The 24,486-nt window shown below is 74.2% G+C and carries 17 protein-coding genes; 5 read left to right on the top strand and 12 right to left on the bottom strand.

The features are described from left to right. Positions 1–79 precede the first annotated feature (79 nt). The gene (locus tag AB0D10_RS06650) at positions 80–3,343 is read left to right on the top strand and encodes a type 2 lanthipeptide synthetase LanM family protein (RefSeq protein ID WP_360252343.1); all 3,264 of its coding nucleotides are present in this window, start codon (positions 80–82) and stop codon (positions 3,341–3,343) included. Here the strand turns inward: AB0D10_RS06650 and AB0D10_RS06645 are convergent. The 4 genes from AB0D10_RS06645 to AB0D10_RS06630 all read right to left on the bottom strand — a co-directional run bounded on the left by AB0D10_RS06645 (position 3,322) and on the right by AB0D10_RS06630 (position 9,109). Further along, positions 3,322–3,819 (bottom strand): DUF6193 family natural product biosynthesis protein, encoded by a 498-nt coding sequence (locus AB0D10_RS06645; protein ID WP_360252340.1) that lies wholly within the window; start codon positions 3,817–3,819, stop codon positions 3,322–3,324. The two genes, AB0D10_RS06650 and AB0D10_RS06645, sit on opposite strands and share 22 nt — an antisense overlap. 181 nt (positions 3,820–4,000) lie before the next feature. Next, a complete protein-coding gene (locus tag AB0D10_RS06640) occupies positions 4,001–5,050 on the bottom strand; it encodes a cupin domain-containing protein (RefSeq protein ID WP_360252337.1) in 1,050 nt (349 codons plus the stop codon). Between the two features lie 137 nt (positions 5,051–5,187). Next, the gene (locus tag AB0D10_RS06635; protein WP_360252334.1) at positions 5,188–6,234 is read right to left on the bottom strand and encodes a cytochrome P450; all 1,047 of its coding nucleotides are present in this window, start codon (positions 6,232–6,234) and stop codon (positions 5,188–5,190) included. 601 nt (positions 6,235–6,835) lie between these two features. Next, positions 6,836–9,109 carry a M9 family metallopeptidase gene (locus AB0D10_RS06630; RefSeq protein ID WP_360252331.1) on the bottom strand — a complete coding sequence of 758 codons (2,274 nt, stop codon included), beginning with the start codon at positions 9,107–9,109 and terminating at the stop codon, positions 6,836–6,838. A gap of 354 nt (positions 9,110–9,463) precedes the next feature. Here AB0D10_RS06630 and AB0D10_RS06625 point away from each other — a divergent pair, with 354 nt between their 5' ends. After that, positions 9,464–10,066: a superoxide dismutase gene (locus AB0D10_RS06625; RefSeq protein WP_360252328.1), complete on the top strand. Its 603-nt coding sequence runs from the start codon at positions 9,464–9,466 to the stop codon at positions 10,064–10,066. A 135-nt stretch (positions 10,067–10,201) separates the two neighbouring features. Here AB0D10_RS06625 and meaB read toward each other — a convergent pair whose 3' ends face one another. The 3 genes from meaB to mutA are packed head-to-tail and all read right to left on the bottom strand — an operon-like array spanning position 10,202 to position 15,281. Then, on the bottom strand, positions 10,202–11,194 hold the full coding sequence (meaB, locus tag AB0D10_RS06620; RefSeq protein WP_360252325.1) for a methylmalonyl Co-A mutase-associated GTPase MeaB: 993 nt from the start codon (positions 11,192–11,194) through the stop codon (positions 10,202–10,204). A gap of 17 nt (positions 11,195–11,211) precedes the next feature. Beyond that, a complete protein-coding gene (scpA, locus tag AB0D10_RS06615; RefSeq protein WP_360252322.1) occupies positions 11,212–13,416 on the bottom strand; it encodes a methylmalonyl-CoA mutase in 2,205 nt (734 codons plus the stop codon). Beyond that, a complete protein-coding gene (mutA, locus tag AB0D10_RS06610) occupies positions 13,413–15,281 on the bottom strand; it encodes a methylmalonyl-CoA mutase small subunit (RefSeq protein WP_360252320.1) in 1,869 nt (622 codons plus the stop codon). Before mutA ends, scpA begins: the two co-directional genes overlap by 4 nt. A 420-nt stretch (positions 15,282–15,701) precedes the next feature. Here mutA and AB0D10_RS06605 point away from each other — a divergent pair, with 420 nt between their 5' ends. After that, positions 15,702–16,787, top strand: coding sequence for an NlpC/P60 family protein (locus tag AB0D10_RS06605; RefSeq protein ID WP_360252317.1), 1,086 nt, complete (start codon positions 15,702–15,704; stop codon positions 16,785–16,787). 107 nt (positions 16,788–16,894) lie between these two features. Here AB0D10_RS06605 and AB0D10_RS06600 read toward each other — a convergent pair whose 3' ends face one another. The 4 genes from AB0D10_RS06600 to AB0D10_RS06585 form a co-directional block, all read right to left on the bottom strand. After that, positions 16,895–17,791, bottom strand: a complete 897-nt coding sequence (locus AB0D10_RS06600; protein ID WP_360252315.1) for a M56 family metallopeptidase — start codon at positions 17,789–17,791, stop codon at positions 16,895–16,897. Beyond that, positions 17,788–18,159 carry a BlaI/MecI/CopY family transcriptional regulator gene (locus AB0D10_RS06595; protein WP_360252313.1) on the bottom strand — a complete coding sequence of 124 codons (372 nt, stop codon included), beginning with the start codon at positions 18,157–18,159 and terminating at the stop codon, positions 17,788–17,790. Before AB0D10_RS06595 ends, AB0D10_RS06600 begins: the two co-directional genes overlap by 4 nt. Positions 18,160–18,487: 328 nt before the next feature. Further along, positions 18,488–21,229, bottom strand: a complete 2,742-nt coding sequence (locus AB0D10_RS06590) for an FtsX-like permease family protein (protein ID WP_360252311.1) — start codon at positions 21,227–21,229, stop codon at positions 18,488–18,490. Further along, positions 21,223–21,993, bottom strand: coding sequence for an ABC transporter ATP-binding protein (locus AB0D10_RS06585; protein WP_360252309.1), 771 nt, complete (start codon positions 21,991–21,993; stop codon positions 21,223–21,225). Before AB0D10_RS06585 ends, AB0D10_RS06590 begins: the two co-directional genes overlap by 7 nt. A 256-nt stretch (positions 21,994–22,249) precedes the next feature. Between AB0D10_RS06585 and AB0D10_RS06580 the strand changes: the two genes are divergently transcribed. After that, the gene (locus AB0D10_RS06580; RefSeq protein WP_360252307.1) at positions 22,250–22,993 is read left to right on the top strand and encodes an MgtC/SapB family protein; all 744 of its coding nucleotides are present in this window, start codon (positions 22,250–22,252) and stop codon (positions 22,991–22,993) included. A gap of 38 nt (positions 22,994–23,031) precedes the next feature. Continuing rightward, entirely contained in the window at positions 23,032–23,715 is a 684-nt protein-coding gene (locus AB0D10_RS06575; protein ID WP_360252303.1) for a YoaK family protein, read from the top strand. Positions 23,716–23,812: 97 nt separating this feature from the next. On the opposite strand, the gene AB0D10_RS06570 is transcribed toward AB0D10_RS06575, so the two are convergent. Further along, on the bottom strand, positions 23,813–24,469 hold the full coding sequence (locus AB0D10_RS06570; protein ID WP_360252301.1) for a hypothetical protein: 657 nt from the start codon (positions 24,467–24,469) through the stop codon (positions 23,813–23,815). Positions 24,470–24,486 lie beyond the last annotated feature (17 nt).

Genomic DNA, 24,486 nt, shown 5'->3' with positions numbered 1-24,486 from the left:
AGCGCAACGCAACGCAGTACAGCGCAGCGCAATGCAGTGCCGGGCAGCCCAGCCCAGAGCAGAGAGGCAGCACCGCCCCGTGGCCGACGCGTCCGAACTCCTCCGGGCTGCCGCCCGAGCCGTCCCGCTGTCCGCCCGCGGCCCGGTGCCGGAGGGCGGCGCCCCCGAACAGGAGGCCGTCGAACAGGAGGCCGCCGAACGGGCCGTCCGGAAGCTGGACCGCTGGCGGGCCCAGGCACCGTTCGACCGGGACGGTTGGTTCGAGCGCCGCCTCGCCGCCGACGGCCTCGACCCGGAGGCCCTGCGCGCCCTCCTCGCCGAGCGCCCGGACGCGCTCGCCAGCCGCCTCGGGGTGCCCCCGTGGGCCGAGCGCCTCGCCGCCGCGTTCCACCGCCACGCCCCCGCGGCCGCCCCGGAGGGCCGAGCCGCCCCGGCCGTACCGCCCGTCCTGGCCGTTCCCGAGGAACACGCCTTCGCCCGGCTCGTCGCACCGCTGCTCGCCGACGCCCGCGACCGGCTGCGCGCCGGGATCGCCGGGCTGGACGCCCCCGCGCTCGGCACCCCCGAGGACCTGACCGCGCTCGCCCTCCCCGCGCTCACCGCGACCGTCCACGGGACGGCCACCCGGACCGTCATCACCGAACTCCATGTCGCCCGCCTCACCGGCGAGTCGACCGGCGAGACCCCCGAGCTGCGCTACCGCGACTTCCTGGACCGGCTCACCCGCCCCGAACGGGCACTGCACCTCCTCTCCGAGTACCCGGTCCTGGCGTTCCGCCTCGTCACCGCTGCCGAGCAGTGGACGGACACCACCCTCACCCTGTTCCGCCGGCTCGCCGCCGACCTGCCCGCCCTCACCGCCACCTTCGCGGGCGGCCGCCCGCTCGGCCGGCTCGCCGAACTCACCACCGGTCTCGGCGACCCGCACCGGGGCGGCGCCACGGTCGGCTCGCTGCGCTTCGAGCACGGCGTCCGGATCGTCCACAAGCCGCGCCCGTTCGGCGCCGAGACGCACTTCCAGCAACTCCTGCACTGGCTCAACCCCCGGCTGCGGCTGCCCCTGCGTGACCTCGCCCACCTGCCCGGCGACGGCTACGGCTGGGTCGCCCACGTCACTGCGGAACCGGCACGTGACGAAGCCGAGTTGAGCGACTTCTACCACCGGGCCGGAACCCTCGCGGCGCTGATGTACGTCCTGGACGCGGTCGACTGCCACGCCCAGAACCTGCTCGCCGTTCGCGACCAGCCCGTCCTCATCGACCTGGAGGCACTCCTCCACCCCGACCTGCACGAGCCCGCCAAGGACCTCTCCGAGTCCGAGCGGCTCGCCCGCCACCGGGCCCGGCACTCGGTCCTGCGCTCCGGCCTGCTCCCCGAACGCATGTGGGACGAGGGCAACGGCGGCACCGACCTCTCCGCCCTCGGCTGGGACCCGGCCAGCCTCCCGCCCCGGCCCGCCCCCGTCCTCGTCGGCCAGGGAACGGACGAACTGCGGCTGGAGTACCGGAGGTTGCCCGTCGAAGCGCCCGGCAGCCGTCCGGTCCCCGCCGGGCAGCCGCTGCGACTGGCCGACCACCTCGGCGCGCTGGAAGCCGGATTCACCGAGGCCTACCGGCTGCTGGCCGCCGACAAGGACCGGCTCCGCACGCTGCTCCGGGCGTTCGCGGGGGACGAGACCCGGCTGCTGCGCCGCGACACCTTCGAGTACCGCAGCCTCCTCAACACCGCCTGTCACCCCGACCTGTTGCGCGACGCCCTCGACCAGGACCGCCACCTCGACCGGCTCTGGGCGCTCGCCGCCTGGGAGGAGCACGCCCTCGCCTTCGTCGCCCATGAGCGCGCCGACCTGTGGCGCGGCGACGTGCCCGTCTTCACCGTCCGCCCGGACGGCGTCGACGCCCGCTCCGCCACCGGCGCCGTCATCCCCGGTGTCACCGACCGGCCCGCCCTGGACCTCGCGCTCGCCAAGGCGGACGGCCTCGGCGAGGAGGACCTCGCCCACCAACTCCAGCTCCTGCGCCTTTCGGTGACGACGGCCGACGGTGCTCGCGAGCCGCGCCGGACGGTCACCGTCGACGTGCGGGATCTACCCGCCGAGGCCGGCGAACTCGACGGAGCGGGCGAGGTGGCCGGGCCCGACGAGGCGGCAGGGCTCGCCGGCCGTGCCCTCGCCAAGGCCGTCGAGGCGGGCGAGCAGCTGCTCCGCGAGGCCCACCGGGGCAGCGCCGACCTCGCCTGGGCCGGCCCCAACTGGACGCCGCCCGGCCGCTGGGCCCCCGCCGAACTCGGCCCGGACCTCTACAGCGGTACGGCGGGCATCGCGCTCTTCCTGCACCAGCTCGCCGTCGTCACCGGGGACCGGTCGCACGGCCAGGCCGCGCGCGCTGCCGAACTGACGCTCCGGCACCAGATCCGCCGCCGTGCCGACCGGCTCGGCGGCGGGCTGGCCGGGACGGGCGGCGTGCTCTACGCCCTCGCGCAGTTCGCCGCCCACCACCCCGACGCCGAACTCGACGACCTGGCCGGGCTGGTGATCGGCCGGATCGCCGCCACCGCACCCGAGGACACCCTCCACGACCTGCTCTCCGGCAACGCGGGTGCCATCGGCGGCCTGCTCGCCTGGGAGGCCGTCCGGCCGGGCCCGGCCGTCACCGCCGCCCTGGCCGCCTGCGCCGAACGCCTGGCCCGGTCCGCCGCCCCGCACCCCGAGGGCGGCGTCGGCTGGCTCCCCGCCTCCCTCGCCGGGGCCGCAGACCGCCCCCTGGCCGGGTTCGCCCACGGCGGCTCCGGCATCGCCTGGGCCCTCGCCCGCGCCGGCCACCGCCTCGGCGACCCGGCGCTGCCCGAACTCGCGCTCGCCGCGCTCGACTACGAGCGCACCCTGTTCGACCCGTCCGCCGCCAACTGGCGCGACGTCCGCGAGGACGGCGGTCCGGACGGCCCCTCCTTTCCCGCCCTCTGGTGCCACGGCGCCTCCGGGGTCGCCCTGGCCCGGGTCGAACTCGCCGAACTCCTGCCGGACGGAGCGGAGTTGCTGCGCAAGGAGCGGGACACCGCGCTCGACACGGTTCGCCGCGAGGGCTTCGGCCTCAACTTCTCGCTCTGCCACGGCGACCTCGGCAACCTGGAGACCCTCCACCTCGCCGGCGTCCCCTGGCACGCCCGGGCCCACGCCACCATGGACGCCCTCGACACCCGCGGCTGGGTCTGTGGGCTCCCGCACGGCGTCCACAGCCCGTCCCTGATGGTCGGCCTCGCCGGCATCGGCCACGGCCTCCTCCGCCTCGCCGCCCCGGCCCGCGTGCCGTCCCTCCTCGCCCTTCACCCGCCGGTGGCTCCCTGACCGGCCCCGGCTCGGTTCCCCTTCTCCTCGGGCCGGTTGACCACCGGTCCGAGGTCCGGCGGGAGGTGCTCGACGACCAGGGCGACGGCTGCCTCCGGGCCGGCCGGACTGCCGAGCGGGTCGTGGCCGGACGGGTGGTGGACGCGGTAGACCCCGCCCCCCATCGGCTCCACGAACGGGATGCCCTCGTCGGCCCACGGGGAGGTCGTCGAGCGGCTGAACCGCAGGGTGTAGTGGCTGGTCCAGGGGTAGAGCCAGCGCAGCCGGGGTTCGGCGTACGCCGCCCGCAGCAGCCGGACGAGGTCGACGCATTCGCTTCCTGGACCGCGCCCGTGGGTGCGTGCGGTCGATTCCCACCGGGGGATCACCGTCTGCCACCGTGCCTCCACCGCCGCGTCCGGACCGATCGCGCGGGCGGCGGCGATGTCCGGCATCGCGGGCTTGGGCGGGAGTTCGTTCTGACCGTCGGATCGCATGCCGAACAGTCTGCCCGTCCCGTGCGGGATCGGACAGCACGGACTCATCCGTGATCGACCGCCACCAACTCGGCGTTCCCGACACGGAATCGCCCGGATCGAGAGAGACCCGCCGGGACCCGCCGGGACCCGCCGGACGAACGGCGGCCTGGCGGCCCGGCGGCCCGCCGGACCGGCGGACTCAGTCGGCGGCGCGGGCCGCGTCGCGCAGCCGGCGCCAGGTGCGGCCGACGGACCCCAGCCCGGCGCGTCCGGTGCCGGGCCCGCCGGTCTCCCAGGCCCGGGCCGTCCCGGTGAAGGTCTCCGGCTCCGTCGCGGTGACGGGCCCCCTCCGCGCGGCCGGTGCGTCCGGCGAGGCCGGCTGCGCGGAGGAGCGCCGCGCCGCCCGGGCGGCGCGCAGCAGGTCCCCGGGCTCGACCGTGTCGAGCCGCGTCCTGGCATGGCCGAGCAGGGTGGCGCAGGCGTCGGCGATCGCGGCCTGGCCGAGCGGTCGTGCCGGGAGGTCCAGCCCCTCGGCGAGCCGGCGGGCGAGGGCCGTCCGCAGGTCGTCCAGGGAGAGGTCGCGGACGGTCAGCGACAGGTGGGCGGACAGCCCGCCGGCGCCCACCGCGCGGTGGGCGAAGCCGCGCGGGACGTAGAGCACGTCGCCGGGTTCGAGGACGCGGTGCAGGCGTTGCGGCGAGCGCTCGTCGTCCGGGAGTTCTCCGAGGGACCAGTCCGGTGTGGCCGGCGCGTCGTGGACGTACCAGGTCTTGCGTCCGGCGGTCTGGAGGACGAACACGTCGGCGTCGTCGCGGTGCACCGCGAGGCCCTGGCTGCCGGCGGGGGTGACGAAGAAGAACGCCTCGACGCGCCGGTCGAGTTCCTCCGACAGCCGGGTCACCAGCTCACCGGTCGGGCGGTGCCACTGGTCGACGCACCGCAGCAGCAGCGTCGCCCCGGTGCGCAGGCGGGCGAGGACCTTCGCCCGGTCGGCGAAGCCCTCGTACGTCACGCCGTTGACCACGCGCGGGGTGGTGAAGGCCTCGGCCGGGACGGTGACCTTGTCGGAGCGGACCATCTCCAGGTACGGGGTGCGCAGCAGCCCTCCGTCGAAGGCGTCGTCCAACGCGTCGAGGTCGAACGGCGGGGCGGGGGCCTGCGGGGTGAAGACCGCGGGCTCGCGCTGCCACCGGTGGTCGGCGAAGCTCTCGACGTCGCCGACCCAGTGGGCCAGCGTGGGCGATTCCATGGTGTGTCCCGTGGTGTCAGGGGGTTCGGTTCTCGCGGTCGGCGGTCGGCGGTCGGCGGTCGGCGGTCGGCGGTCGGCGGTCGGCGGTCGGCGGTCGGCGGTCGGCGGTCGGCGGTTTCCGGCCCGGAGCCGCCGGGTCAGGCCCCGGTCGCCGCGTCGAACCGCACGGAGAGCAGGGAGCGCAGGGGGACGGGGGCGTCCCGGTGCGGTCCCCGGATGACGAGGCCGTTGTCGAAGGCGACGGTCAGCAGGCGTTCGGCCAGCGGGACGACCAGGTGCTTGGCCCAGCAGCGCGCGCCGTCGAACCCGAACGGCATGAAGGCGGGCGTTTTCTCGGGGTCCGCCACTCCGGTCCACCGTTCGGGCCGGAACTCCATCGGGTCGGACCAGTAGTCCGGGTGCCGGTGCATCAGGAGTGGGAACAGTGCGACGTCGTCCCCGGGGCCGATCTCGGGGTGCAGTGCGGTGTAGGCGTCCCCGCCCTTGCGCCACAGCATCCACGCGGGCGGGAGCAGTCGCAGGGTCTCCCACAGGGCGGCGGTGAGGTCGGCGGGGGCCGCACCCCGCTCCTCGCCCCGCTGTTCCCGCGCCTGCCGCAGCAGCCACAGGGCGTTGCCGGCCAGTGCGGCCACGCCGTCGCAGAGGGTGGCCGTCGCCCGCCGGTACATCGCGATGGCCTGCTTGCGGTCCAGGGGGTCGGAGGCTCCGCGGATCAGTCCGGCCAGTGCGGTCGACCGTCCTGCGGCCTCGGAGCCCGGCCGGAGGGTGACGGCGCGGTCGACGATCCGGGAGAGCGCGTCGGAGCGGGTGACGCCGCGCTTGGACAGCAGGGAGACCGGCAGCGGGTCGGACGCGAAGAGCCAGCGGCGCAGGTAGGAGGTGGACGCGTAGGGCCAGGCGCCGGCGAGTGCGCGGGCCGGGGGCGGCGGTGTCCGGATGCCCGCCATGACGTCCTGCCCGAGCGCGCGGATCGTCCGGGTCGCGCTGTCGTGGGGGATGTCGGCTCCCGCGGCCGGCTTGTAGACCGAGCGCTCGTCGGACCGCACGGGGCGTGCCGCGACGATGTCGGCCAGGAGCCGGCAGTCGGCGACGCCGACCGTGGCCGGGTCGATCCGGAATACCTTTTCGGTCCGGTCCAGCAGGTCGCGGATTCTCGGGGCATAAACCAGGGAATGGTTGCGCACGGCGGCCGGCGCCATTTCTTCCACGAGTTTCCTGCCTTTGTCGGAATGTCGGTGGCGTGCGTTCGTGCCGCGCCGTCGGGTGGGGGACGCGGCTCGGCCGCGCCGCGTCCCCACCCGTCAGCGGTGCATCAGATGACGTGCAGGACCCAGGCGTTGGCGGCGAGGTCCTCGTCCTTCTTGAACTTCTTGACGATCGCCTTGATCATCTTCATGGCTTTCTCCATTTCGTGGTTGTGGGTGCGACGCAGGGTGCGCACCGAGCCGTGAAGCGAATCGGTAATTCCGCTGGCGGACTCCGAAGCGCTTCATTCGTGCCTGGACCCTAACCGACCGTTCGGTGTTTCGACACCCCTCGGACAGAAGATGATCGGATCTCTATGGAATGTTGACGGCCTATTCTTGGGGGAATTGTTATAACCCTGATCCGGAACGTCCACGGGTGGGGGGAAGATGGCGGTATGGAGCTGGGGACCGAGGCCACCGGCCTGCCCGGCGGCCTGCCCGGCGGCGGGAACGGCGGCGGGAACGGCGGAGGGCCCCGCGTCGCCGCGGGGCCCTCCGGTGCGTACGGGAGCGCTCGGTCGCCGAGCCTCCCGGTCGGTCAGTTGTAGCTGGTGGTGACGGTGACGCCGCCGAAGCCCTGCTGGCCGTAGAGGCTGAAGTACACCCAGCCGGACGGCGGGTTGGCGATGGTGAGGGTCTCGTTGTTGCCGCCGGCGGTGGACTTGGCCTGGTACGAGCCGGTGGTGGCCCAGGCGCCGCCGTTGTAGTACAGGTCGGCGTTGCCGGTGCCGCCGCTGGTGGTGATGGTCAGCTGCTGCACGCCGGCCGGGAGGTACAGGAAGCTGTAGCTGTAGTTCCCGGTGGTGGCGGCCACGCCGTCGCGGCGGCAGTTCTTGTCGAACTGCCGGGTGTCGGCGGCGGTGCACAGCGGCGCCTGGGAGGTGGGCAGCGAGCCGCAGTTGTCGGCGGCGCAGGCCTTGAGCCAGGTGGCGAAGTCGGCGTCGTACCGGGTGCCGATGGTGGTCTTGAGCAGGGAGCGGGCGCCGTTCCAGTCGCCGACGCGGTACTTGGCGAGCAGCGCGTCGACGTCCTGGGGGTGCGACTGGAGCATGTAGCGGACGGCCAGGTAGCCCCAGTTGTAGATCCGGGTGGAGTCGGCGTTGTCGTAGGTGCTGTCGAACAGGGTGCTCAGCGCGTAGGTGCCCTTGCCCGCCTGGGCGACGGCATCGTCGTAGTGGACGCCCCGGTAGCTGTAGGAGACGTACTCGGCCAGGCCCTCGACCCACCAGACGGTCGGGGTGGTCATGCCGGCGTCGAAGTCGCCGTAGAAGTCGTAACGGCCGTCCAGGTAGTGGGTGTACTCGTGGTTGAGGTTCCAGATCTGGAACTGGGGGCGCAGCCAGGAGGCCTCGTGGGCGATGAAGCGGGCCTGGTTGCCGGCGACGTCGGGCTTGCCCTCCTCGTACATGCCGCCGTTGTCCACGGCGATGTTGTACATCTCCCAGGCGTAGAGGCTGTAGTTGTAGTAGTCGTCGAAGACGACGACCTCCAGGCTGGTGTTGTTGTCGTTGGCGACCGGGCCGTTGTCCTTGACCACCTTGTGGAAGTACGCGTCCTGGTTGACCAGGCTGGTGCAGGTGTCGGCGAGCTGCTGCGCGGTCATGTCCTGGGCGCGGATGCGCAGGTTGGCGTTGCAGGTGTGGTCGACGGTGAGCACGAGCGGGACGAGCTTGGCCGGGACGTCACAGGTGCCGTAGTAGGAGCAGTTGCCGCTGTCCTTCTTCTCCGCGAACCAGAGCAGGTTCATGGTGAGCGGGCCGGTGTTGCCGACCAGCGGGTAGCGGTTGATCAGGTCCTTGAGGATCGGGCGGCCCTGGGCGCGCAGCGCGTCGTTGGCGACCAGGTTGCCGATCTGGATGCCGATCGAGGTGACCGCGTCGGAGCCGTTCAGCTGGGAGCTGTTGCGGGTGACGAAGCCCGCCATGCTGGTGGCGAACGAGGGGTCGGCCTGCAGGGCGGCGGTGAAGGCCGGCAGGTCGAAGCCGCGCTCGATGACGGTCTCGGTGTTGGCGACGGCGGTGGCCATCGAGCCGGTCCAGGCGGTCGAGTAGCCGTCCAGCAGGCGCTTGACGACGCCGGTGTAGCGGGCGTTCTCCTGGGCGCTGTCGATCAGGGTGACGGCCTCGGCGAGGGTGGCGCCGTTGGCCTCGGTCACGTCCTTGCTGTGCGGGGCGGCGAAGAAGCCGTCCAGCGCGCCGCGGATGGCGGTCTGCAGGGGCGTGCCGTACGGGCCGACGACGTCCGAGTGGTTCCACTGCACGTAGTAGCCGGCGCGCAGGAAGAGCACCAGCTGGCCGGTGGAGGTGGAGTCGTCACCGGGGTAGTTCGTGGCGCTGTCGCGCAGAGCGTTGGCTACGGTGGCCATCTGGGCCTCGTTGAACGCGGCCTTGGCGTCGTTGCCGGTCAGGTTGAACAGCGTGTTGACGCAGTCGAGTCCGGCGGCCTTGACCTGCTGGACCAGTGCGGCACCGGTGTTGCCGGTGAACGCGGAGACGTCGCAGGCGTTGGCGGCGGCGGTGAGCTGCTTCGCCGTCCTGGAGGCGCCGACGGTGCTGCCCGCCGTCGGGGCGGTGGCCTTGGCCTTCGGGTCGGAGGCGAGGGGGCGCGCGTCCTGGGGCGTGTCGGGGGACTTGGGGACGGGGATCGCGTGCGGTGCGGCGGCCTTGGTGGCGGGCGCGGCCGACGTGGCCGTCGACGCGGGGGAGTCGGCCGCGTGGGCCTGCGGGGCGAAGAGTCCGAGGGCGAGGAAGAATGCGGCGCCGAGCGCAGGGAGTCTGCGCGCGTTCGCCTTCGCTATCCGGAAGGGACGCATGTGTGGGGGCCTCCGGGGCCGTTGAGGGTTCGTGCGGTGATTGGGGCGCACGGGTTCCCGATGTGTGACATGTAAAATGGCACAGGGGTCGGCGCGGTGGGAAGTCCCGGGAATGGATTGCCTCCCGATGAAACCGAAACGTTGTCAGGTTCGCGCGGGCGGTCGGCTCCGCGCGGGCACCGCCGCCCGCGCCGCCCCCTCCGCCGCCGCCCGCGGCCGGCGTCGGCGGCCATGGTGCCCGATGTGACGTGCGGAATAAGCAGGAGCCAATACTTCGTTCCTGCAACTCATACGCAATAGTGTTGTCCCGGCACGATCAGCATCGTTCAACCCGCCGAAAGGGGCCGTGTCCTGATGGGCACCTACACGCTTCCCGACCTCCCGTACGACTACTCCGCGCTTGAGCGGGCGATGTCGGCCGAGATCCTGGAGCTGCACCACTCCAAGCACCACGCCGCCTACGTCAAGGGCGCGAACGACACCCTGGAGCAGCTCGCCGAGGCGCGCGACAAGGAGCAGTTCGGCGGCCTGGTCGGTCTGCAGAAGACCTTCGCCTTCCACCTGTCCGGCCACGTGCTGCACTCGCTGTTCTGGCAGAACCTCTCCCCGGAGGGCGGCGACCGCCCCGAGGGCGAGCTGGCCGACGCAATCACCGAGCACTTCGGCAGCTTCGAGACCTTCAGGAAGCAGCTCACCACCGCGACCACCGGCGTCCAGGGCTCCGGCTGGGGCATCCTCTCCTGGGAGCCGCTCGGCGAGCGCCTGATCGTGGAGCAGGTCTACGACCACCACGGCAACGTGGGCCAGGGCACCACCCCGCTGCTGGCGTTCGACGCCTGGGAGCACGCCTACTACCTGCAGTACCGCAACGTCCGCCCGGACTACGTCACCCGCCTGTGGGACGTCGTCAACTGGCAGGACGTCTCGGCCCGCTTCGCGGCCGTCACGGGCGCCTGACCGCCGGCCCCGGGCGTCGACGGCGCCCGGGGCCGGCGTCGGGTGACGGGAACGCCCCGGACCGGTCGGGCGGTCCGGGGCGTTCCCCCGTGCGCGGTGCGGGGCCACGCGGTCCCCGAGGACCGGCGTCGCCGCCTACGGGGCGCCGAAGAAGCCGTCGAGGATCTGCTGGGCGGCCGCTCCCGCGGGCAGGGTGCCGGCGCGGACGCGGGCCTCCAGGTCGGGGGCGAGGCGCCGGACCTCGGGGTGTTCGTGCAGTCGGGCGTAGAGCTGGTCGTGGACCATGGCCCAGGTCCACTCCACCTGCTGGTCACGGCGCTTGGCTGCCAGGGAGCCGGTGGCGTCGAGCACCTTGCGGTGCTGCTGCAGGCGCTCCCACAGGACGTCGAGGCCGACGTTCTCCTGCCCGCTGCAGGTGAGCACCGGCGGGCTCCAGGCCGCGTCGGGGGCCTGCAACAGACGCAGGGCGCCGGCGAGTTCGCGGGCGGCGGCCTTGGCGTCGCGCTCGTGCGCGCCGTCGGCCTTGTTGATGGCGATGACGTCGGCGAGCTCCAGGACGCCCTTCTTGATGCCCTGCAGCTGGTCACCCGTCCGGGCGAGGCTGAGGAGGAGGAAGGTGTCCACCATCCCGGCGACGGCCGTCTCGGACTGGCCGACGCCGACCGTCTCGATCAGTACCACGTCGTAGCCGGCCGCCTCCATCACCACCATCGACTCGCGGGTGGCCTTGGCGACGCCGCCCAGGGTCCCCGAGGTCGGGGAGGGGCGGACGAAGGCCTGCGGGTCGACGGCCAGGCGCTCCATCCGGGTCTTGTCGCCCAGGATGGAGCCGCCGGTCCGGCTGGAGGTCGGGTCGACGGCGAGGACCGCGACCCGGTGGCCCAGCGCGGTCAGCATGGTGCCGAAGGAGTCGATGAAGGTCGACTTGCCGACACCGGGCACCCCGGTGATGCCCACCCGGACCGCCCCGCCCGCGTGCGGCAGCAGCCGCTGGAGCAACTGCTGCGCCAGCGCGCGGTGGTCGGGCCGGGAGGACTCGACGAGGGTGACGGCGCGCGCGATCCAGGCGCGCGAGCCGTCCAGGACACCCGTCACGTAGCTGTCGAGGTCGATCGTCCTCGGTGGCATCCCTCAGCGACCCCGGCTCACAGCTCGTGGCCGAGTTCGGCGGCCAGGGCCGTGAGCAGGTCGTGGGCGGCGTCCGGGATGACCGTGCCCGGGCCGAACACCGCCGCCGCGCCCGCCGCGTGGAGCGCGTCGAAGTCCTGCGGGGGAATGACCCCGCCGACGACGATGGTGATGTCCTCGCGGCCCGCCGCGGCCAGCTCGGCGCGCAGCGCGGGCACCAGGGTGAGGTGGCCGGCGGCCAGCGAGGAGACGCCGACGATGTGGACGTCGGCCTCGACGGCCTGACGGGCGACCTCGGCCGGGGTCTGGAACAGCGGGCCGACGTCCACGGTGAACCCGAGGTCGGCGAAGGCGGTGGCGATCACCTTCTGGCCGCGGTCGTGGCCGTCCTGGCCCATCTTGGCGACCAGGATGCGGGGCCGGCGGCCCTCGGCCCGCTCGAACCGCTCGACCAGGTCGCGGGTGCGCTGGAGGGATGCCGACGGGCCCGCTTCGTCTCGGTACACACCGGAGATGGTACGGATCTGGCCGGAGTGGCGGCCGTACACCTTCTCCAGGGCGTCCGAGATCTCGCCGACGGTGGCCTTGGCGCGGGCCGCGTCGACGGCCAGGTGCAGCAGGTTGCCGTCCAGCGAGCCGCCGCGCTGCGGGCCGGCCTCGGCGGCCCGGGTGAGCGCGTCGAGCGCGGCCTGGGTGACGGCCTCGTCGCGCTCCTCCCGCAGCCGGCGCAGCTTCTCGATCTGCCGGGCGCGCACGGCGGAGTTGTCGACCTTGAGCACGTCGATCTGCTCGTCGCTCTCCACCCGGTACTTGTTGACGCCGATCACCGGCTGGCGGCCGGAGTCGATGCGCGCCTGGGTGCGGGCGGCGGCCTCCTCGACGCGCATCTTGGGGATGCCGGCGTCGATCGCCTTGGCCATGCCGCCGGCGGCCTCGACCTCCTGGATGTGCTGCCAGGCCCGCGCGGCCAGGTCGTTGGTCAGCTTCTCGACGTACGCCGAGCCGCCCCACGGGTCGATGGACCGGCAGGTGCCCGACTCCTGCTGCAGCAGCAGCTGGGTGTTGCGGGCGATGCGCGCGGAGAAGTCGGTGGGCAGGGCGAGTGCCTCGTCCAGGGCGTTGGTGTGCAGCGACTGGGTGTGGCCCTGGGTGGCGGCCATCGCCTCGACGCAGGTGCGGGTGACGTTGTTGAACACGTCCTGCGCGGTGAGCGACCAGCCGGAGGTCTGCGAATGGGTGCGCAGCGACAGCGACTTGGGGTTCTTCGGGTCGAACTGCTTGACCAGTTTGGCCCAGAGCAGCCGGGCCGCGCGCAGCTTGGCGACCTCCATGAAGAAGTTCATGCCGATCGCCCAGAAGAACGACAGCCGGGGCGCGAAGGCGTCCACGTCGAGCCCCACGTCCAGGCCCGCGCGCAGGTACTCAACCCCGTCGGCCAGGGTGTAGGCGAGCTCCAGGTCGGCGGTGGCCCCGGCCTCCTGGATGTGGTAGCCGGAGATGGAGATCGAGTTGTACCGGGGCATCTTCTGCGAGGTGTACGCGAAGATGTCCGAGATGATCCGCATCGAAGGCTGCGGCGGGTAGATGTAGGTGTTGCGGACCATGAACTCCTTGAGGATGTCGTTCTGGATGGTCCCGGCCAGCTTCTCCGGCGGTACGCCCTGCTCCTCGGCGGCGACGATGTACAGCGCCAGGACGGGCAGCACGGCGCCGTTCATGGTCATCGACACCGACATCCGGTCGAGCGGGATGCCGTCGAACAGCTGGCGCATGTCGTAGATCGAGTCGATGGCGACGCCCGCCATGCCGACGTCGCCGGTGACGCGCGGGTGGTCGCTGTCGTAGCCGCGGTGGGTCGGCAGGTCGAAGGCGACCGAGAGGCCCTTCTGGCCGGCCGCGAGGTTGCGGCGGTAGAAGGCGTTGGACTCCTCGGCGGTGGAGAAGCCCGCGTACTGCCGGACGGTCCACGGCTGGTTGACGTACATGGTCGGGTACGGCCCGCGCAGGTACGGGGCGATGCCCGGGTAGGTCTCCAGGAAGTCCAGCCCGGCCAGGTCCTGCGCGGTGTACAGCGGCTTGACGCCGATGCCCTCGGGCGTGTCCCAGACCAGCTCGTCGACGCCCTTGCCGGTGGACTGCCGCCAGGCGGCCTGCCAGCGCTCGTCGGTGGCGTCCGCGGCGGCGTCGCCGTCCAGCCCGATTCCGGTGAAGTCAGGGATCATCGGGCCACTCCGATCAGGTCCAGCAGGGAGGTCAGGACGGCGACCGCGTCCCCGCCCGCGTAGATGAACTCGTCCACGCCGTCCGGCACTTCACCGGGGCGCCCGGCCAGCAGCACCTTCGTGGCGCCGGCCGCCCGCAGGGCGCCGGCGACCGGTGCGGCGTGCTCGCCGTACAGGGCGTCGCTGGAGCAGAGACAGGCGACGCTGGCGCCGGAGGCGGTGAACGCCTCGGCGAACGCGGCCGGGTCCACGGACTCCAGGGAGGTCGTCGCGATGCCGCCGGCCTGGAACAGGTTGGCCGCGAAGGTGGTGCGCGCGGTGTGCGCGGAGGCGGACCCGATCGAGGCCAGGAACAGCTTCGGCCGCTCGCCGGTGGCGGCGAGCGCCGCGTCCGAGCGGTCCCGCAGGGCCTCGTACGCCTCGGCGCGGCGCACCCGCGGCAGGCCGCCGGAGAGCGCGGCCGGGGCCGGCTCGCGGACCAGCGGCTGCTCGTCCAGGTGCGGGAACTCGCTGACGCCGGTGACCGGTTCGCGCCGCTTGGCGAGCTTGACCGAGCGCTCCGCCCAGGTCGCGGCGAGCCGCTCGCCGACCAGCCCCGAGTCGAGCGCGGCCTGCTGCCCGCCGGCCCGCTCGATCTCCTGGAACCAGGCCCAGGCCGCCCGGGCCAGTTCCTCGCCCAGCTGCTCGACGTACCAGGAGCCGCCGGCCGGGTCGATCACCCGGGCCAGGTGGGACTCCTCCAGCAGGATCGACTGGGTGTTGCGGGCGATCCGGCGGGCGAAGGCGTCCGGCAGGCCGAGCGCGGTGTCGAAGGGCAGCACGGTGACGGCGTCGGCGCCGCCGACCCCGGCGGCCAGGCAGGCGATGGTGGTGCGCAGCATGTTCACCCACGGGTCGCGGGCGGTCATCATCACCCGGGAGGTGACGGCGTGCTGACGCTGCGCCGAGGCCTCCGCGGACGCCCCGGAGACCTCGGCGACCCGCGCCCAGAGGCGGCGCGCGGCACGGAACTTGGCGATCGTCAGGAACTGGTCGGCGTCCGCCGCGTAGCGGAACTCCAGCTGGCCGAGCGCGTCGTCCACCGACAGTCCGGCCGCGGTCAGCGCGCGCAGGTAGGCGACGCCGGTGGCGAGCGAGCAGCCCAGCTCCTGGGCCGGGGAGGCGCCGGCCTCGTGGTACGGCAGGGCGTCGACGGTGAGGGCCCGGATGCCCGGGTAGCCGGCCGCGCAGCGCGCGGCGAGCGCGGCGGCCTCGGCGACCAGCGCGTGGGTGCGCGCGGTGTCGCCGGTGCGGGCCTGCAGGCCGAGCGGGTCGGCGCCGAGGTTGCCGGAGGCGGCGGCGGGGGAGACCTCGCGCTGCTCGTACAGGGCGAACAACTGCTCGGCAGCGGCGGTGAAATCGGGTCCGGCGTCGAGCGCCACGGCGGCCAGGTCGAGGTACACCCCGGTCAGCGCCTCGGGCAGGGCGTCCAGCGGAAGGGCCTCGCCGCCCAGCTCCAGCCAGAGCGAGCCGACGCCGTTCTCCAGGTCGGCGAGCACGGCCTCGTTGGTGCGCCGCCGGTCCCGGTCGGCGTGCCGCTGCCGGACGTCCCACCCGGAGACGGCCGAGCCCTGCGGCCGCCCGCCGCGGACGAACGGAGGGAAGCCCGGGTAGCCGGGGTCGGCCGCGGTGTCCTCGGCGGTGTAGAGCGGGCGTGCGCCGAGCCCGTCCTGGAGCTCGGTGGTGAGTGCCTGCTCGGCGGCGGCGCCGTCCTCGGGCTGGGCACCGGACTTGCGCAGCACGCCCTGGACGAGCTGCTGCCACTGCTCTCGGTGCGCAGCCGGGAACTCGGCGGCGAGGGGGAGCCCATCGGGCGGGACCTTCATGTGCGCAGGTTAGCGCCCGTTCGCATAGCGGCAAGAGGGGCGGCGCGTGTGACCTTTCCCTCGATTTGGCGGGTTCTTGTGCACTTCGTGGGGCGGGCGGTGCCAAGGGGAGTGGGGTCCGGTCGGGCGGGCTGCGGCAGGCCGTCCCGTCGGGCTGGCGTGGTGTCGGCGTCGGTGGCTGAACCGGCGGCAGGGTCGCGTCCGTAGTCAACACCGATGGCACAGAACGCGATCGATGTCCCGTCATGGCACCGAAACGTCATGATCAGGGGGATTGCGGAACCCGGGCCCTCATCTATTAAGTTACTTCGAAGAAGGTGGGCGGGGTGGCATCCCCCCGTTGCTCGTCCTGCCTGCCTTCGCCACCCCCCCGGCCCGTCCGTTCCGGCCGAGATTCCCCCGAAGGAGAGCCGACCGCCCATGGGAAAGCGCCGCAAGCCCAGTCCCCCCGGCCGGGCCCGCATGGCGGTCCTCACCACGGCCATGGCGGCCGGCGGCGCGGTCCTCGCCTCGGGCACCGCCCACGCCGAGCCCGCGCCGACCCTCGCCTCCGTCAAGGAGCAGGTGGACAACCTCAACGAGCAGGCCGAGCAGGCGATCGAGCGCTACAACGGCTTCCAGGCCAAGCAGCAGAAGCTCCAGAGCGACGCCAACCAGATCCAGGAGAAGGTGGTGCGCGGCCAGGAGACCATGAACGAGCTGCGCACCCGGCTCGGTTCGGTCGCCGCCGACCAGTACCGCAACAACGGCATCGACACGTCGGTCCAGCTGATGCTCGACTCCGACCCGGCCGCGTACCTGGAGCGCGCCGCGGTGCAGAACCAGGTCGCCGACTCCCAGGCGAGCCTGCTGAAGCAGGCCCAGGACGAGCAGCGCAAGCTCGACCAGGACCGCGCCGAGGCCACCGCGACGCTCGCCGAGCTCGACACGGTCGGCAAGCAGCTGGCGGAGCAGAAGAACGACATCCAGACCAAGCTGTCCAAGGCGCAGGACATGCTGAACAAGCTCAGCGCCGAGGACCGGGCCAAGATCAACGCCCAGCAGTCCGCCGAGAAGGCCAAGGCCGAGGCCAAGCAGGCAGCCGCCGCAGGGGCGGCGGACCGCGCCTCCCGATCCGCCGACCGCCCCGACATGAGCACCCCGGCGCCGCCCGCGAGCGGCCGGGCCGCCTCCGCCATCGCGTTCGCCCAGGCCCAGCTCGGCAAGCCCTACGGCTGGAGCAGGACCGGTCCCGACAGCTTCGACTGCTCCGGCCTCACCAGCATGGCCTACCGGGCGGCGGGCATCACGATCCCCCGGATGTCCCAGGACCAGTGGAATTTCGGCCCGCACATCGACCGGGCCAACCTCCAGCCCGGTGACCTGGTCTTCTTCTACGACGACCTGCACCACGTCGGGCTGTACATCGGCGACGGCAAGATGATCCACGCGCCGCGCACCGGCAAGAACATCGAGGTGCTGCCGATCGCGGTGATGCCCTACATGGGTGCCGTCCGCCCGGCCTGACCACGGACCCGACGGCCCGCTCCCGCTCCGGCGGGGGCGGGCCGACGCCGTTTCCGGGCGGACGGCCTACCGACCGGCCCGCGCGCACCGCGTCCGGCCCGCGCCCGTCACGGGCGCGGTGCGCAGGCCAGCAGGTACGGCAGTACCGGCAGCACCGGCAGTGCCGCCACCCCGAGCCGCCGGGCGAGCCTTCGCCGGCCGCCGCCGGGGCGGGCCAGCCGCCGGACCCTGGCCAGCACCCCGGTGGCGGCCACCCCGAGCGCCCCGCCGTCCGGGACCGCAGCTCCGGCGGTCGCCAACGCGCAGAGCGCCGAAGCCAGTTCACCCCGCGACACCTGGGCCAGCGCCGCGTCGTCCGCCGCCATCTCCAGCAGCAGCGCGACCTCGGAGCACCCCAGCCGGGCCAGCGGCAGCGGCCCGAGGAGCAGTGCGAAGGTGTCCGCCGGCAGCCGGAGCAGGTGGTGGCGGCCCCGGAGGTGTCCGTGCTCGTGCGCGACTGCCGCGGCGAGCTGCCGCTCGTCCAGCAGCCGCAGCGCCCCGCGCGACAGCACGACCCGGGAGCGGCGCCCGGGCAGGCAGTAGACGGTGGGGTGCGGGTGCTCCAGTACCAGCGCGCCCCAGCGCCGGTCGGGTACGGCGACCACGTCCAGCAGCGCCCGGTGCCGCCGCCGGGCCCGTCCGGTGCGGACGCCGACGGTGGTCACCAGGGCGGCGACCACCGCCCCGGCGGCGGTCAGCAGCCACCAGTCGTGGGTGTGCGGGAGGACGGCGCCGGGCGGCTCGGCGTGGGGGAGCAGGCCGAGCAGCCCGGCCGGCTCGTGGGCGAAGGGCTCCAGCGCGTGGTGCGCGGCGAGCAGCAGGGCCACCATGAAGGAGGCCATCAGCGCGAGCCAGAGCGCCGCGCCGGCCAGTGGACGGGCCTGGAGCCGGGCGGAGCCGGCCAGCCGGCGGGGCAGCAGGACGCCGGTCACCGCCAGGTACAGGCCCAGCAGTGCGAGGGTCACTCGGGGTCCCGGGACTTCACCTGGGCGAGCGCCGAGAGCAGGGCGGAGGCCTCGTCGCCGCTGATCCGGTCGACGAAGTGGAGCAGCGCGCCGGCCCGGTCGGAGGTGGTCTCCAGAGCCTGGTGCATCAGCCGGGCGGTGTACTCCTCGCGGGTGCAGGTCGGCTCGTACACCCAGGCGCGGCCGACCTTGTCGCGGCGCAGCCAGCCCTTGGTGTGCAGGATGTCGGCGACGGTGGTGACGGTGGTGTACGCGACGGCCCGCTGCTGCTGCAGGTCGTCCACGACCTCGCGCACCGTGACCGGCCGGCCCCAGGACCAGAGCCGGTCCATGATCTCGGCCTCCAGGTCGCCGAACCCGCGTAGCACCGCCTTGTCTCCCTCGCCGAGCCCACCGCCGGCGCCCTTCGCCCGCCGGAACGCGGCCCATGGTACGGCGAGCGCCGGGCGCCCGTCCCCGGCCGGTGGGGGAGGGCGCCCGGCGCGTTCCGGGTCGTGTCCGGGTGGTGCCCGGATCGTGTCCGAGCGGTGTCGGTCGGTGTCGACCATTGTCCGGTCGATGCCCGGAGTCGATCGGCCGGTGCTCGACGGCCCGGTGCTCGACGGCCCGGCGCTCGACGGTCCGGGGCCCGGCCGGTGTCCGGGGCCGACCGGCCACCGCGGGCGGCGGTGACCGGTCGGGGCCGCGGGGCGGCGGTCAGGACAGCCGTCGTCCCAGCGGGATGCGGGACTTGGTGAACAGCGCGGCGAGCAGCCCGGCCACCACCGGCAGTACCAGCACCACCACCAGCAGCTCGACCCAGGGCGCGGTGATCAGCGCCGGCTTGGCGCCGAACCCGCTCGCCCGGGACTTCAGCAGACCCACCGCCGGCACGAATCCGTTGGCCGCCCCGAGCAGCGCCCCCAGCAGCGCGATCAGCGCGCACTGCAGGCCCGCCATGGTGCGGCGGATCCGCGGCGGTGCGCCGACGGCGGCGAGGGTCGCCTGGTCCTGCCGGGAGTCGGCGGCCGCGAGGCCGGTGGCGATCCCGGCCGCGCCGAGCACGACCAGCGCGGCGAATCCGGTGAGCGCCAGCGTGAGTGCGTCGCTCTTCGGCTGGAAGCCGCGCTCGATGGTCAGCTCGGCCGTCCGGTCCAGCCGGACCGCGGCCGCCTCGGCGCGCTGCTGCGCCTTGCGGTCGGGCGGGGTGGCGGGCAGCCAGACCGAGCCGGTCGGCTGGGCGGAGAGCCCGAGGCGCGGCAGCACGGAGGGCAGCACCAGGCCCTGGGCGAAGCCGGCGGCGGCCGGGTTGTCGACCAGGACGGCGTCGACCGGTACCTCCTGGAGGTCGGGCTTGGGGATCTCGCCCGGCTGCACGGTGCCGCTGCCGCCGCGCAGCATCATCACGGCCTTGCCGTCGGCGCCCACCAGGGACTTGTCGAAGACCAGCAGTTTGCCTGCGGCCAGCGCCTGTTCGGCGGCCGGGTCGTGGACGGCGAAGAGGTTGTGCAGCACGGTGGCGTCACCGGCGGCCAGGTGCGGTGGGGCACCGAGGCCGCGCAGGTTCACCGGGCCCTTCAGCTGGACGACGCTGGAGCAGTTGTCGCAGAAGCGGTACTGGACCTCGGCGAGGTCCCCGCGCGGGCCGAGACCGGTCAGCTGCTTCTCCAGTTCGCCGCGCAGCCGGTCGAGCTGGGGCCCGTCGACGTGGCTGGTGAGCTGGACGGCGCCGTACGGGGCCTGCGGCCGGTAGTCGCGCCGGTTCTCGGCGTCGGTGCTGGTGGTGTAGACGCCGATGGCGACGGCGCCGGCGACCGCGGCCATCACCGCGGCGACCGCGGGGGCGGTGCGCGAGCGGTGCCGGGCGGAGTCGCGCAGCGCGAGCCGGGGCCCGAGCGGGAGCCGGCCGGCGGCGCGGCCGACCAGAGCGACCAGCATCGGGGTGCAGAGCAGCAGTCCGAGTTCGGCGGTCACCGAGCCGCCGAGCACGGTGAGCGTCCGGGTGTCGTAGCCGCCGACGCCCGGCTGGTCGCGCTGCACGGCGCCCGCGCCGTACATCGCGAGGACGGCGCCGACGGCGACCAGCAGCACGCCGCCGACGGTGACCCAGCGGCTGGGGCCGCGGACGGTGTCCCGGCCGGTGAGGCCGGCGGTGACGCTGCGGCGGGCGGCCTGGACGGCGGGCAGCGCGGCCGCGAGCAGGGCGGTGACCAGGCCGATTCCGGCGATCGCCAGGAGGTCCAGCGGGGGCAGGGCGAAGTGTCCGAAGCGCGTGCCGCCGACCCGTTCGATCTGCGGCCGGAGCGCGGCGACGAGTCCGGTGCCGAGCGCCACGCCGGCCACCGCCCCGACCGCGCCGAGGACGAGGCCGCCGCCGAGGACGACCGCGCCGACGTGGGTGCGGCTGCCGCCGGCCGCGCCGAGCAGGGCGAGCTGGCGGCGCGAGCGGCGGGCGCCGACCGCGAACGCGGGCCCGGCGAGCAGCGCGACCTCCAGCAGTGCCATGCCGGTGACGGTGGCGACGACGACCTCGGTGTTCTTGCCGGTGGCCTGGTCGCCGAGGCGGAACGCGTCGCGGTAGTAGGGGACGGCCCGTGCCGGCGGCGGGGCGAGCGCCACCGAGCGCGCGGTGAGCGTGTAGCCGTGGGCGTTGAACCGCTGGACCTCGGCCCAGTCGAGCGCCGTCCCGGACGGCAGCCGCACCAGCCAGGCGCCGCGTTCGGCCGGCCCCTTCCCGGCGTTCGGCCGGTCGGCGCTCTGGGCGGCGATCAGCTGGTCCAGCAACTCTCCGGGCCGGGCGACGAGTTCGACCCGGCCGAGCTCGTCCGGGTGTTCCACGACGCCGGTGATGGTGTAGGTGGTCCGCTCCAGCCCCTGGACGGTGGTGGTGCCGCCGGGCTTGAGCCCGGAGTGGTCCAGGAAGGCCCGGGTGACGGCCACTTCGTGCGGGGCGCTCGGGGCGCGGCCCTCGACCAGGTCGATCCGGCCGCGCCAGATCGGGTCGGCGAGGTTCGCCTCGGTGGTGAGGGTGCGGACGAGACCCTCGGGCGAGGTCGCGCCGGTCTCCGGCCCCGGCCGGGCCGGGGTGAGCGCGCTGCCGGGGGGAAGCAGCGCGCCGACCAGGGTGACCGGATCGGTGCCGGCGCCCTTCAGCTGCTCGGCGGTGGGCTGTTCCCCCGGGCGGGGCTGGACGGCGAAGGCGCCGTCCTCGGCGACCGGGGCCTGTTCGACGGTGCGGCCCGGGTCGAGGGCGGTGACCAGGGCGTCCGCCCCGCCGACCACCCGCTCGACCCGCTCGGCGGGGCTGAGCTGCCCGCTGCGGTGGACCACGTCGGCGCCGGTGACGCCGAGGACGGGCAGGGCGATCATGGCGACGATCAGGGCACTGCGGCCCTTGGCGCGCAGGGCGTCGCGGCGGGCGATGCGCAGGGCGACCCGCCAGGCTCCGAGCCTCACCACGTCATCTCCTCGGTGCCGCCGGGCCGGTGGACGGCGGCCGGGCAGGTCGCGGAGCGGTAGCCGGGGCTCTCCGAGGCGATCGCGCCGTCCCGCAGGTGGACGATCCGGTCCGCCCAGCCGGCGTGCGCGGCCTCGTGGGTGACCATCATCGCGGCGGCGCCGGCGTCGCAGCGGGCGCGCAGCACGCCGAGCACGGCCTCACCGGTGGCGGAGTCGAGGGCGCCGGTGGGTTCGTCGGCGAGCACCAGCCGGCGTTCGCCGATCAGGGCGCGGGCGATCGCGACGCGCTGCTGCTGGCCGCCGGACATGTCGTCGGGGAAGCGGTCGGCGAGCTCGCCGATGCCCAGTTCCTCCAGGGCGGCCAGTGCCTCCCGGCGGGCCCGGCGGCCCGGGACGCCGTCGAGTTCGCGGGGCAGGGCGATGTTCTCGGCGGCGGTGAGCGCCGGGATCAGGTTGTAGTCCTGGAAGACGTACCCGATGGAGCGTCGCCGCAGATCGGCGAGCCTGCCGCGGCGGAGGCCGCCGAGCGGGACGCCCTCCACCAGCACCTCGCCGCCGCTGGGCTGGTCCAGTCCGCCGGCCAGGGTCAGCAGGGTGGACTTCCCGGAGCCGGACGGCCCCATGACGGCGACGAACTCGCCGGGGTGGACGGCCAGGTCGATGCCGCGTAGGGCGTGTACCTCGGCGGCGCCCCGCCCGTGCACCCGGGTGACGGAGGCCAGGCGCAGGACGGGCGCGGGCCGGGTCGGATCGGTGTGGGACACACTTCCCCCTCGTGAGCTGCTCAACTGCATATGTCGGTGAACTATATATGCCGGAGGTGAGTATCCAAGGCCGGGTCGGGTCCGGTCAAACTTCTACAAAGCTGTCGAGCGAGGGTCGGAAGCCCGGCAGGGCCGGCGGAGGCGTCCTGCGCGCCTCCCCGGCCACGGTGGCGGCGATGGCCATCATCAAGATCGTCCGGACCGCCCCGGGGCGACCGACCCGCCGGTACCCCGATCCCGTGAAGGAGGTGCCGTCGTGCACACCCTGACCACCGCCGACTTCCTGATCCGGCTCGCCACCGGTGTCGCCTGCGGCGCGCTGATCGGCATCGAACGCCAGTGGCGGGCCCGGATGGCCGGCCTGCGCACCAATGCCCTGGTCGCCGCCGGCGCCACCCTGTTCGTCCTCTACAGCGAGGCCGTCGGCGACACCGGCAGCCCCACCCGGGTCGCCTCCTATGTCGTCTCCGGCATCGGCTTCCTCGGCGGTGGCGTCATCATCCGCGACGGCGCCGGCGTCCGCGGCCTCAACACCGCCGCCACGCTGTGGTGTTCGGCCGCCGTCGGGGTGCTGGCCGCCTCCGGCCAACTGGAGTTCGCCGTCCTCGGCACGCTCGCCGTGCTCGCCGTCCACGTGGTGCTGCGCCCCGCCGGCCGACTGCTCGACCGCGCCCCGCAGTCCGGCAGCGACCCGGACTCCACCGTTCGCGCCACCGTCCACCCGGAGTGCGACCGCACGTCCGAGACCCATGTCCGGGCCCTCCTGCTCCAGGCCCTCGCTGCCTCCGGCCTCGCCCCGACCGGCCTGCGGGCCCGCCGTACCGACCAGGGCGACGCCACCAGCCTGCGGGCCACCGTCGCCGTCACCGGACAGGTCGCCCCGGCACTCGAACAGGTCGTCAGCCGGCTGTCGTTGGAGCCGGGGGTGCATGACCCTGCACTGGCACCTGGACGAGGAACCGGACGACCCGGGCGGCCCGGCGCTCGCCTGAGGGAGTAGAACGGAAGGACCGTCACACGAACCGCCTGGGAGGCCCGATGCTGACCCCCGACCCCGACCCCGAGCACGGGCCGCTGGTGCCGATGCTGCTGGTCCTGACCGTGGTCACCGGAGTGGTGGACGCCGTCAGCTACCTCGAACTGGGCCACGTCTTCGTCGCCAACATGACCGGGAACGTGGTCTTCCTCGGCTTCGCCCTGGCCGGCGCGCCCAACCTCTCCGCCACCGCCTCCCTCGCGGCGCTCGCGGCCTTCCTCCTCGGCGCCCTGACGGGCGGCCACCTCGCCCGCCGCCTGCCCGGCCACCGGGGCCGCCTGCTGGCCACCGCCGTCGGCGTCCAGTCCGGGCTCGTCGCGGTGAGCACCGTCCTGGCGGCGGTCGTCGGCCACACCGCCGACCCGGTCCGCTACACCCTGATCGGACTGCTCGGCTTCGCCATGGGCGGCCAGAACGCGGTGGTCCGCGCACTCAAGGTCCCCGACCTCACCACCACCGTGCTCACCATGACCATCACCGCCCTCGCCGCCGACCGCACCGGCCTGCGCCGACTCGCCTCCGCTGGCTGGATGTTCGCGGGTGCCCTGCTCGGCGCCCTCCTCGTCCTCCACGCGAACGTCCCGACCGCCCTCGGCCTGGCCCTCGCCCTCCTCCTCGCCGTGGCCGCCCTCGTCCACCGGGCCGCCCGGCCCACCCCCGCCCCGGCCTGGACCCGGCCCCGCTGACGTCCCGGCCCTCGCCGAGGCGTCCGGCCCTGCTGAACAGCCCGGCCCTGCTGAACAGCCTGGCTCCCGCGGAGCCGCCCGGCCCCGCGGCCCGTGGTCAGTCCTCGGTGCGCTGACCGGCGCGGCCGCTCCAGCGGGGTTCGAGGCGGGCCCAGGCGTCGGCCCAGGCGCTCTCGGCGCGGCGGTCGAGGGCGTGCAGGCGCAGTCGCAGCACGAGCACGACGAGGGCGAGCAGGGTGAGGAGGACGCCGATGCCGGTGCAGGCGGCGGAGACGGCGAGGGCGGCGCGGTCGACCGGGGGAGCGGAGGCGTTGCCGGCCCGGTCGATCCAGATCGGTACGCGGCCACCGGCGGTGGTCGAGTCCGGGGCCTGGACGGTGCCGGAGCGCTGGGTGCCGTCGGGGGCGGTCCACGCGACGTCGACGTCGGTCCGGTTCCGGTGGCCCCCGGCGAAGCGCCCGCCGGTGGCGGCGCCGCGGTCGGGGACGCCGCGCACCACGGCGTCGACCCGGTGCAGCCGTGTGCGTTCGGCGGCGGCCTGGGGCGCCGCACCCCGGTAGAGCAGCAGTGCGCCGCCCACCGAGAGGGCGACGGTGAGCGCCGCGCCGAACGCGGCGAGCAGCCAGGCCCGGGCCCGGGAGCGGTCGAGCGGACGGACCAGCGGTTCGTGCCGGGCGCCGAGGGCCCGCCGCAGCTGGCGGCCGGTTCGCCGCGGGAGCGACGCGGGCCGTGCGGGGCGGGGTGCGCTGGACACGTTGACGGCTCCTCAGG

This window comes from Kitasatospora sp. NPDC048545 (assembly GCF_040651155.1).
GTDB lineage: Bacteria > Actinomycetota > Actinomycetes > Streptomycetales > Streptomycetaceae > Kitasatospora.
This window is presented reverse-complemented; position numbering and strand designations above follow the sequence as displayed.

What these genes read in the sequence shown, in the direction of transcription:
- AB0D10_RS06645 (WP_360252340.1), bottom strand. Translation starts at nt 3,819, where the DNA reads ATGCGATCCGACGGTCAGAACGAACTCCCGCCCAAGCCCGCGATGCCG.
- AB0D10_RS06640 (WP_360252337.1), bottom strand. Translation starts at nt 5,050, where the DNA reads ATGGAATCGCCCACGCTGGCCCACTGGGTCGGCGACGTCGAGAGCTTC.
- AB0D10_RS06630 (WP_360252331.1), bottom strand. Translation starts at nt 9,109, where the DNA reads ATGCGTCCCTTCCGGATAGCGAAGGCGAACGCGCGCAGACTCCCTGCG.
- AB0D10_RS06625 (WP_360252328.1), top strand. Translation starts at nt 9,464, where the DNA reads ATGGGCACCTACACGCTTCCCGACCTCCCGTACGACTACTCCGCGCTT.
- meaB (WP_360252325.1), bottom strand. Translation starts at nt 11,194, where the DNA reads ATGCCACCGAGGACGATCGACCTCGACAGCTACGTGACGGGTGTCCTG.
- scpA (WP_360252322.1), bottom strand. Translation starts at nt 13,416, where the DNA reads ATGATCCCTGACTTCACCGGAATCGGGCTGGACGGCGACGCCGCCGCG.
- mutA (WP_360252320.1), bottom strand. Translation starts at nt 15,281, where the DNA reads ATGAAGGTCCCGCCCGATGGGCTCCCCCTCGCCGCCGAGTTCCCGGCT.
- AB0D10_RS06605 (WP_360252317.1), top strand. Translation starts at nt 15,702, where the DNA reads ATGGGAAAGCGCCGCAAGCCCAGTCCCCCCGGCCGGGCCCGCATGGCG.
- AB0D10_RS06575 (WP_360252303.1), top strand. Translation starts at nt 23,032, where the DNA reads ATGCTGACCCCCGACCCCGACCCCGAGCACGGGCCGCTGGTGCCGATG.